Below are 11,557 nucleotides of genomic sequence, written 5' to 3' on the forward strand. Positions count from 1 at the left end.
AACAGTTTTAGAAAAAAACTTTGAAAACTCAAATTTACTTGAACAAGTAAGTGTAAGTACTCTTCAAAAAGGTGTTTATTTGGCGGTTTTAAAAACAGACAAAAAAAATATTACAAAAAAAATTATAATAAATTAACTTTTTTTGTATTATTTTAATTACAGATTTATTACTTTTATAATAGATTTAATTTAATAAGATAATAATATGCAAAGTATAAAATATTTTAGGGCTATTTTTTTACTGGCATTAATTTTTTCTCATAGCTTAGTTTTTTCTCAAATCATAAGTAACGAGGCATTTTTTAATGGAAACCATGTTGAGGTTGGTGTAAATGAATTTGGTACTTATGGAACAACTGGATATGCTCCAGCATCATACCATCCAAGAGTGAGTTCTTCAGGTTCAGCAAGAAATTTAGGATTCGTTGCCGATCCTGATAAAGATGGTTTTACAGTTGGTTCTCCCAACTATTATGGCGATTTTTTCTATCCTGGTGATCCTCAAGAAGGATTTTCAATTCAATTTAATGGTGCTGTTCATCATAATTGGACAGCAAATATTAATGAAACTTTTGGTACAAATATTTCAATTGCAACCGTAGGAACAAATAAAGTATCAATATGGGAAGGAGCAATAAATGGTTTATCAGTTAAGCAAAAAACTATTGTACCAATTGATGATGTTTATTTTGTAATTAGAGTTGAATTACAAAATACTACAGCAGTGCCAATGTCAAATGTTTATTATGTTAGAACACTAGATCCAGATAATGAAGTAACACTATCAGATGATTATACAACAACTAATGTTATAGTTTATAAATTGCCAAATGCTAACAATAACACTTTAGTTTCAGCAACAGGATTAAGTTATCCAAATTGTTATTTAGGACTTGGAACTAGAGATTGTAGAGCTAAACCTTTTATAATAAATCTAGGTTTAAGACCAAATTCAACTGATTTAATTGAAGTTATTCATAACCAAACAAACAATTCAGATTATACTTACACAGGTCAAAATATTGCAGATTGTGGTATTGGAGTATCTTTTTTCTTGGGAAATATTGCTCCAGGAGAAACAAAACGTTTTGCATTAGCATACATTTTAAAACAAAGTGATTTGCAAATTGCTTTAGCGCAAACTTTGCCAGAAGTAAAGATTAATACTCAAACTTTAACAAATGCAACTTCGTATACTTTTTGTGAAAACGAAGTAGTAAACATGTCTGTACTTAATGGTGAAGACAATACTTGGCATTGGGAACCAGAAGCTCTTTTTTCTAATCCTTATGGTGAGAATGTAACTTTTACTGTGCCAAATGTTGCTACAACTTTTACCGTTACAGGTTTGTCAGATTGCGTTCCTGTTTCTTATACTTTTACAGTAAATCCTGCAGTATATCAATCACCACTAACAGAGATTAATCATGTTTTGTGTACTGGCAGTTCAACAAGTTACAATCCTCTTGCAGCTGTTACAACTCCAACATCAACTATAAACTGGTATGATGCTGCTTCTGGTGGAACTTTATTATCATCGTCACCTACATTTACAACTCCAGTTTTAACTAATTCTTCAAGTACTGAAGTTGTATATACTTATTACTATCAAGAAACTAATATTAACGGTTGCGTTTCTGAAAGAATACCATTTATAGTTACAGTTTATAATGTTTTGGCTTTAGATAATCTTGAGTTAAAACTTTGCACAGTTGGTTCAACTATTGGCAATTTCAACCTAACTGATATTGAAACTATTGACAACGCAACATATACTTATTATTTATCAATGGCTGATTTGTCAGCTAATATTCCAATAACTGGTGTTACTAATTTCAATAATACTGTAAACAATCAAGTGATTTTTGTTAAAGTTGAAGTTAATGGAACGTGTTCTGATGTAATTCAATTAACATTAAGAATTTTTGATCAACTTACAGTTGCAACTGCTACAATAAACGGTTGTGATGATGATTTTGATGATACATTACTATTTGATTTAACTACAGCTAATACAACATTATATGCTGGCACTGATTCACAATTTGCATATTATCTTACTCAAGCCAATGCCAACGATAATGTAAATGCGATTACAAATTTTTTAAATTATCCAAACATTACAAATCCACAAACAATATATGTTAGAGTTTATAATGCCAATTGTTATCAAGTAACTTCACTAACATTAAATGTTTATGACAAACCAGTTGTTGTAGCAGGAACGTTAACGAGTTGTGCTACAAATCTAGATGGTACGGCTAATTTTAATTTAACTACAGCAAATACACAATTTAATTCAGTTGATGCAACTTTGGTTTATACATTTTACACATCAATGTCAAATTTGACTAATAATATTCCAATAAGTCCAGCAACAAGTTTTCAAAACACATCTAATCCTCAAACTGTTTATGTAAAAGCAACATCTACCAATGGCTGTTTTTCAACTACAGAATTAGAATTAAATGTAAATCCTGTAACTAGATTATCAATTTCAGATTTTCTTCAATGTGATGATGATTCAGATGGTTTTGTATCGTTTAATTTAGGAAATAAAACTACAGAAATTGCTGCTTTGTTGCCACCAGATACTTACACTTATACTTATTATATTTCTGAAACAGATGCTTTTAATAGTTTGAGTCCAATTGCTCAAAATTATACTAATATCTCAAGTCCAGAAACAATTTATGTTAGAGCGCAAGGACTTACAGGTTGTCCATTTATAATAAATTTTGATTTGGTTGTATTGACTAAACCAGTTTTAAATATAGATGAAGAAAGAAATATTTGCGATGGCGGAACAATTACTTTAGATGCTGGTCCAGGATTTGATAGTTATTTATGGTCAACTGGCCAAAACACTCAAACAATTTTGGTTACTAACTCTGGCACTTTTAGTGTTACAGTAACTTATGATTATGGTACGGTGACTTGTAGTACTTCTGAAACCATAAATGTGGTTAAATCTAGTGTTGCTACTATTACAAGTATAGTTGTAAATGATTGGACAGATAATCAAAATGTTATAACAGTGACTGTTGATGGTTTAGGAGTTTATGAATATTCGTTAGATAATGAAGTATTCCAAACAAGTCCTGTTTTTGAAGGATTATTAAGCGGAATTTACACAGTTTATATAAGAGATATTAACGAATGTGGAACCGTTTTTCAACAAGTATATGTATTAATGCATCCTAAATTCTTTACTCCAAATGGTGACGGATTTAATGATGTTTGGAATGTTAGATTCTCTTCTTTCGAACCTAATATGAATGTTAAAATTTATGATCGTTTCGGAAAAATAATTACAGGATTTAAAGGAAGCGATGCTGGTTGGGATGGAACTTACAATGGTCAATTTTTACCATCAACAGATTATTGGTTTGTAGTTACCAGAGAAGACGGAAAAATATTTAAAGGTCACTTTACAATGAAAAGATAAAAAAAAAGAGTTCGCAACATTAAAAACTGCGAACTCTTTTTTTATAATTTATTTTTTAAATAACTACCAGTTACCGAAGCTTTATTTCGAGCCACATCTTCTGGAGTTCCAACAGCTAGAAGTTGTCCGCCATTTTCACCACCTTCAGGACCTAAATCTATAATCCAATCGGCACATTTTATTAAATCGAGGTTGTGTTCTACTACAATTATAGAATGACCTTTATCGATTAGTGCATCAAACGAAGCCAATAATTTTTTAATATCGTGAAAATGTAAACCTGTTGTTGGTTCATCAAATACAAACAGTGCTTTGTCTTTTGTAGTTCCTTTTACAAGAAACGAAGCCAATTTTATTCGCTGTGCTTCGCCACCAGAAAGAGTAGAAGAGGATTGCCCAAGTTGCACATAACCCAAGCCAACGTCTTGCAATGGTTGAAGTTTTTGAATAATTTTTGTTTGCTTGTGTTCACTAAAAAATGCAATAGAATCATCAACGGTCATGGTTAAAATGTCATCAATATTTTTTCCTTCAAATTGTACTTCTAGTACTTCTTTTTTAAATCGTTTTCCGTTACAGGTTTCGCAAAGCAATTCTACATCAGCCATAAAAACCATTTCTACATTTATAGAACCATCGCCTTTACAGGTTTCACATCGTCCGCCATCAACATTAAAAGAGAAATGTTTTGGTAAATATCCTCTAATTTTTGATAACTTTTCTTTGGCATACAAATCTCTAATGTCATCATAAGCTTTGATATAAGTTACAGGATTAGAACGTGAACTTCTTCCAATTGGGTTTTGATCAACATATTCTATATGGTGGATTTTGTGATAATGTCCTTGCATATCAGTAAATTGACCTGCTTTTTCACTTACACCTTCTAGTCTTTTTTGAATGGCAGGAAATAATATTTTCTTAACCAAAGTACTTTTTCCGCTTCCAGAAACTCCAGTAATTACAGTTAAACATTCTAATGGAAAACGAACGTCTAGATTTTGTAAATTATTTTCTCTTGCGCCAAGAATATCAATATAAGAAGACGATTTTCTACGAATTCTAGGAACTTTAATTTCCATTTCGCCATTCAAGTATTTTGCAGTTAACGAATCAGATTTTAAGATTTCGTCAAATGTTCCTTGTGCTACTAAATGTCCGCCATGAGTTCCAGCTTCTGGACCAATATCTATAATCATATCGGCTTGTTTCATAATGTCTTCGTCGTGTTCAACAACAATTACAGTATTTCCCAAATCGCGAAGATTTTTTAAAACTTCTATAAGTAATTCAGTATCTTTTGGATGCAAACCAATGCTTGGTTCGTCTAAAATATACATTGATCCAACCAAACTACTACCAAGTGATGTTGCTAAATTAATACGTTGCGATTCGCCACCAGAAAGCGTTGCCGAGTTTCTGTTTAAGGTTAAATAATCCAATCCAACGTTACTTAAAAAAGATAATCTGCTATTAATTTCTATTAAAAGTCGTTTGGCAACTGTAGTATCATAATCTGATAATTTCAAGTCTTTAAAAAACGGAATCAATCTTTTTATAGATAAATCTACCAAATCGGATATTGTTTTTCCTCCAACGTGAATATAATTGGCTTCAACACGCAGTCGTTTTCCTTTACAAACGTTGCATTTGGTTTTACCTCGATAACGAGATAGCATAACACGATTTTGAATTTTATAATTTTTTTCTTCAAGTTCTTTAAAGAAATCATTCAATCCAGTAAAATATTGATTTCCTTTCCAAACCAAGTCTTTTTGAGCTTCGGTTAATTCAAAATAAGGTTTATGAATAGGAAAATCAAACTTGTAAGCTTTATTTACTAATTCGTCTTTAAACCAACCCATACTTTCGCCACGCCAAGGAAAAATTGCATTTTCAAATATTGATAGTGAAGTATTTGGAATTACTAACTCTTCATCAATTCCAATAATATTTCCATAACCTTCGCACACAGGACATGCACCATAAGGATTATTAAAACTAAATAAATGTACGTTTGGTTCAAGAAAAGTCATTCCATCCAACTCAAAATTAGAACTAAATTCCAATCGTTTTTTAGAATCAACGTCTTGAAGATAACAGTCACCTTTTCCTTCAAAAAAAGCAATTTGAACTGCATCTGACAATCTATTATGAAAATCTTCATCTCCAGAAACTTCTTCATTTAATACAATTCTGTCTACTATTAATAAAGTGTTTTTAATAGTTAGTTTTGTTTTTACTTCTGATAAAGTATCTAATCTAATCATTTCATTATCAACTAAAATTCTTGCAAATCCTTGTTGTAATAAAGCTTTTAATTTATCTTCTAATTTTCTATCTTTTTCTAAGAAAATAGGAGCAAGGAGTAACCATTTAGTTCCAATTTCTAATGTTTTAACTTTATTTACTACATCAGTAACAGTATCTTTTTTAACTTCATTACTAGAAATTGGCGAAATTGTTTTTCCAATTCTAGCATATAATAATTTTAAATAATCATAAATTTCAGTAGAAGTCCCAACTGTTGAACGAGCATTGGTAGTATTTACCTTTTGTTCAATGGCAATTGCTGGAGCAATTCCTTTTATGTAATCAACTTTGGGTTTGTCAAGCCGACCAAGAAATTGTCTAGCATAAGAAGATAAACTTTCAACATACCTTCTTTGACCTTCGGCATACAAAGTATCAAATGCCAATGATGATTTTCCAGAACCAGAAAGTCCAGTAATAACAACTAACTTATTTCTTGGAATTGCTACATCAAGTTTTTTTAGATTATGAATTTGAGCACCTTTTATTAGAATGTTTTTTTTTGGCTCTAAAATTGAAATGTCTTTTGGAATCATTAAATAGAAGTGATTTTTTGCAAAGATAATCATTTCTAATATCAGAAAAAACTTTATCAGTTTAATGATTTCAATATTAATTTTAATTTTTATTATTAATACATTAATTTTTAACTCAAATCTTATTAAAGCGCTTTTTTTTTGAATATATCTATAAATTGCATAACTTTTATTAGTATAATATGTGTCTATTTTTATTATTTATAACTTAACATTACCACAACATTAACATTTATTAATTTTAATTCATTTTTATACTTTACAAGCTGAAATTACTTAGTTTACTAAGTATTTCAATCGTTTTCGTAAATAATAAATTTGTATAGTTTTTATATAGTTAAACAAAAAATCAATTACACTTAAATTATTTACATTTGATTTAACATTTAATCAAAAAATAATTATGAAAAAAATTACTTTACTACTTATTTTCCTTTTTACTGGAATATTTGTAAATTCACAAACACTTGAAGGAACTTGGAAAATGAGTCCACAAGCTGTTGCGCTAGGAGTTGGTCCTTCTCAAGGAGATACTTCATGGTGGTCAAATTCTATTGGAGACGTTGCTACTAGAGCATGCTTTTTTGATGATGAGTATGTATTTAACGCTGATGGCTCTTTTTCTAATGTATTAGGAACTCAATCATGGATAGAAGGTTGGCAAGGAGGAACTGATTCTTGTGGTGCACCAGTTTCTCCTCATAATGGATCAAACGCTGCTTCTTGGACATATAACTCTACTGCTAATACAATCACACTTAATGGTATTGGAGCTTTTCTTGGTCTAGCTAAAGTATTTAACGGAGGTGAACTTGCTTCACCAGCTGCAGCACCAGCTTCAATAACTTATACTGTTACTTCATTTACTGCTAACTTATTAACTTTAGATATATCAATTGGTGGTGGTTGGTGGCGTTTTGTTTTACAAAAACAAATAGTTGTTTCTCCTCTTGAAGGAACTTGGAAAATGAGTCCTCAAGCTGTTGCATTAGGAGTTGGACCTAGTCAAGGTGATACTCAGTGGTTTTCAAATTCTTTAGCTGATGTTACAACAAGAGCATGTTTTTTTGATGACGAATATATATTCAATGCAAATGGTACTTTTTCAAATGTTTTAGGAACTCAATCATGGATTGAAGGTTGGCAAGGTGGAACAGATGCTTGCGGTACACCAGTTGCTCCACACAATGGTTCAAATCCTGCTACTTGGGCACATAATACCACTGCAAATACAATTACTCTTAACGGAGTTGGTGCATTTCTAGGACTTGCTAAAGTATATAACGGTGGAGAACTTTCATCACCAGCTGGCGCACAAGCTTCAATAACATATATTGTTACATCTTTGACATCAAATTTAATGACTCTTGATATATCAATTGGTGGTGGTTGGTGGCGTTTTGTATTAGCAAAACAAGGTGTAACTCCAACGTGTACTGATGGAATTCAAAATGGAGATGAAACTGGTATAGATTGTGGTGGTTCATGTCCAAATGCTTGTTTGTCACAAATAAATTTACCAGTAACATTTGAAGGATCTTCTGTAAATTATACAGTTACTGATTTTGGAGGAAATGCTTCAACTAAAATAGTTGATCCAACAAATGCTAGTAATATGGTAATGAAATCAGATAAAACGGTAACTGCTGAATTATGGGCAGGTACAACAATAGGAACAAATAGTGGTTTTAGTTCTCCAATTCCTTTTACTGCAACAAATAGAAAAATGTACGTAAGAGTTTGGTCTCCAGATGCAAATATTCCTGTTCGACTTAAAGTTGAAGTTTCTGGAATTCCAACTCAATCATGTGAAACACAAACAAATACTACGGTTGCAAATGCATGGGAAACGATAGAGTTTGATTTCAATAATCAAGCATCAGGTACTGCTGCATTTAATCCAGCATTTCCATTTAATATGGCTTCAATATTTTTTAATTTTGGAACTACTGGAGCTACGGCTGGAGCAAAAACATATTATTTTGATGATGTAAGTTATGGAACCGGTCTTGCTGTTGAAGGTTTTAATGTTTCAAATTTTAACTTGTATCCAAATCCAACAAAAAATAACTTGACAATTGAATCATTAAATGAAATTCAAAATATTTCAATTTTCAATTTATTAGGACAAGAAGTTCAAAAAGCTTCAGTTACTGCAACACAAACTACTTTAGATGTTTCTTCATTAGAAAATGGTGTATATTTTGTTACAATATCATCTAACGGAATTACTTCTTCTAAGAAATTTATTAAGGAATAATCAACTATTGTATTCTTTACATTAAAACACGTTCATTTGAGCGTGTTTTTTTTGTTCCAATTCCAAAAAATAGTACCTTTAAAAAATTAAATACAATATAAATTGTTTAAATATTTATCTTATTTATTGATTCTTAGTAGTTTATTTGGGCTTTCACAAGACTTACCTCCAATTGTGAAATATCCATCAGCTGTTTATGGTGCAGGAAATCAAAACTGGATGATTTCTCAAGATAAAAATAGATTTATTTTTTTTGCAAACAATGATGGATTATTAGAATTTAATGGTTCAAACTGGATATTAAATCCTTCTCCAAACGAAACCATTATTAGATCTGTAAAAGTTATAGATGAAAAGATATACACTGGATGTTATATGGAATTTGGCTATTGGAAACATGAAACTAATGGACAATTAAAATACTATTCATTAAGCACTTCAATTAAAAATAAAATTTTAGATGATGAGCAGTTTTGGAATATAATAAATTATGAGCATTGGGTAATTTTTCAATCATTAAGTAGAATATATATCTATGATACTAAATCAAATAATTTTAAAATAATTTCACCAAAAAACAATATTGCCAAGTCGTTTAGAACTAATAATGCTATCTATTTTCAAGTGATTAATGAAGGTCTTTATGAAATTGAAAACAGTAAAAGTAAATTGGTTTCGGATAATGAAATCCTTAAAAAAAGTAAAATTGTTACCGTTTTTAATAAAGATGAAAGTTTATTTATTCAAACTCAATCAGAAGGTTTATTTAAATTTTCAAATACTAATTTATCAAAAATACCAACAGATTTAGATAGTCAATTTACTTCCGATAATGTTTATAGTAGTCAAATATTATTTGATGGAAGTCTAGCAATAGGAACAGTTTCAAACGGAATATACATACTTAACGACACTGGTAAAATAAAATATCATATTGCTCAAAATAAAGGATTAAGTAATAATACTGCATTGTCCTTGTTTGAAGATTTGGATAAAAATTTGTGGGTTGGTTTAGATAATGGAATTAATTGTATCAATCTTCAATCGCCAGTAAAAAGTTATTCTGATAATACAGGGATTTTAGGTACAGTTTACACTACAATTTTGCATAAAGGAAACTTATATATTGGAACAAATCAAGGATTGTTTCATAAAAAATATTTAAGTGATTCTGAATTTAAGTTAATAAAAGGAACGAAAGGACAAGTTTGGTCATTGTTTCAAAATGATAACTCACTTTTTTGTGGACACGATTCGGGAACATTTATTATTGAAAATGAAGTTGCTAGAAATATATATTCTAAATCTGGAACATGGAAATTTAACACTATTGATAATAACCCAAATTTATTACTTCAAGGTAATTATACAGGAATTTCTGTACTAGAAAAAGTAAACAATCAATGGGTTTTTAGAAATAAAGTTGCTGGTTTTGATTATTCTTCAAGATATTTTGAAATCAATAAATCAAATGAAATCTTTGTTAGTCACGAGTACAAAGGAGTTTTTATGTTTAAATTGAGTTCAGATTATAAAAAAGCATTAAATAGTAAAGCTTTTTCTAACCCAACAAAAGGAAAAAACGCTTCATTAACAAAGTATAACAATACTATTTATTATGCATACAAAGATGGAATATTCAAATTAAATAATCAAACTAAAAACTTTGAAAAAGATACTTTATTAAGTACAGTTTTTGAAAAAGATGAATATACATCAGGTAAAATGATTGTTGATGATTCTAATAAAATATGGCTTTTTTCTAAAAATTATATTCATTATTTTTCTCTAAGTAAACTAAGCACAAAACTTAAAAAAAATTCGATACCAATTCCTGCTTCGTTAACCAATTCTATGTTGGGATTTGAAAACATTACCCAATTAACTAATTATATATACCTAATAGGTACAACAGATGGTTATTACACCATAAATATTAATGACTTGAGTTTTAGAAATTATAGCATTTCTATTTCAAATGTTAGTAGTAATAAATTAAATAAAAATTCCATTAATTGTTCGATTACTGATTCTGGTAGTTTTAAATATGATCAAAATAATATTTCAATAAGTTACACAGTTCCAGAATATAATAAATACATAAGCGCAGAATATCAATATTTGTTAGAAGGGTTTCAAGAAGATTGGAGCCAATGGAATACAAAAACAAGTATGAGTTTTAAAAATTTATCTCCAGGAGATTATACTTTTAAAGTTAGAGCCAAAATTGCAAATTCTACTCCAGAAAATGTCGCTGTTTATAATTTTACTATTCAAAAACCTTGGTATGCAACTAATTTTGCAATGATAATTTATTTAATTTTATTTTCAATAATTGCTTATCGAATAAACAAAGCTTATAAAAATTATTATAAAATTCAAGAAGAAAAACTTATAGAAGAAAATAATTTGTTACTCGAAATTAAAGAATTAGAAACAGAACAACAAATAATGAAACTCAAGAACGAACAACTTATACAAGATGTAGATAGTAAGAGTCGTGAACTTGCAGTTTCTACAATGAGTTTGATAAAGAAAAATGAATTACTAGCATTAATAAAAGAAGATTTAAAAGAAACTTCATCTGAAGGTGGAACAAGAAGTATAAAATCGGTAATAAGTACAATTAATAAAAATATTTCAAATGAAGATACTTGGAATGTGTTCAAAGAAGCATTTGATACTGCGGATAAAGATTTTTTAAAGAAAGTAAAACTTGCTCACAATTCTTTAACTCCAAATGATTTGCGACTTTGTGCCTATCTTAGATTGAATCTTTCATCCAAAGAAATTGCTCCGCTTTTAAGTATATCTGTGAGAAGTGTTGAGATAAAAAGATATCGTTTGCGTAAAAAGATGGAGTTAACCCACGAACAAGGACTTGTTGAGTACATACTATCTATATAATACTATACAGTTTTCTTAAAATTAACTATACAAAGCCACAACAAAAACGTTTTCGATTACAATAAAATCAATATGTAATTCTTTTTTTTTAAT

Annotated in this window: 5 protein-coding genes; 4 read left to right on the forward strand and 1 reads right to left on the reverse strand. The window is 29.6% G+C overall.

The features are described from left to right. Together ACH2BO_RS13795 and ACH2BO_RS13800 are read left to right on the forward strand one after the other, a co-directional pair. Nucleotides 1-136, forward strand: a 136-nt coding sequence (locus tag ACH2BO_RS13795; RefSeq protein WP_395045316.1) for a T9SS type A sorting domain-containing protein, incomplete at its 5' end; no start/stop codon positions are given. 69 nt (nucleotides 137-205) lie between these two features. After that, nucleotides 206-3,448 (forward strand): T9SS type B sorting domain-containing protein, encoded by a 3,243-nt coding sequence (locus ACH2BO_RS13800; protein ID WP_395045312.1) that lies wholly within the window; start codon nucleotides 206-208, stop codon nucleotides 3,446-3,448. Nucleotides 3,449-3,489: 41 nt separating this feature from the next. On the opposite strand, the gene uvrA is transcribed toward ACH2BO_RS13800, so the two are convergent. Beyond that, nucleotides 3,490-6,297 carry an excinuclease ABC subunit UvrA gene (gene uvrA / locus ACH2BO_RS13805; protein ID WP_395045313.1) on the reverse strand — a complete coding sequence of 936 codons (2,808 nt, stop codon included), beginning with the start codon at nucleotides 6,295-6,297 and terminating at the stop codon, nucleotides 3,490-3,492. Nucleotides 6,298-6,700: 403 nt separating this feature from the next. Here uvrA and ACH2BO_RS13810 point away from each other — a divergent pair, with 403 nt between their 5' ends. Both ACH2BO_RS13810 and ACH2BO_RS13815 read left to right on the forward strand, forming a co-directional pair. Further along, on the forward strand, nucleotides 6,701-8,557 hold the full coding sequence (locus ACH2BO_RS13810; RefSeq protein ID WP_395045314.1) for a T9SS type A sorting domain-containing protein: 1,857 nt from the start codon (nucleotides 6,701-6,703) through the stop codon (nucleotides 8,555-8,557). Between the two features lie 102 nt (nucleotides 8,558-8,659). Further along, nucleotides 8,660-11,464, forward strand: a complete 2,805-nt coding sequence (locus ACH2BO_RS13815; RefSeq protein ID WP_395045315.1) for a triple tyrosine motif-containing protein — start codon at nucleotides 8,660-8,662, stop codon at nucleotides 11,462-11,464. Nucleotides 11,465-11,557: the final 93 nt, after the last annotated feature.

It is taken from the genome of Flavobacterium sp., assembly GCF_043773265.1.
Taxonomy (GTDB): domain Bacteria; phylum Bacteroidota; class Bacteroidia; order Flavobacteriales; family Flavobacteriaceae; genus Flavobacterium.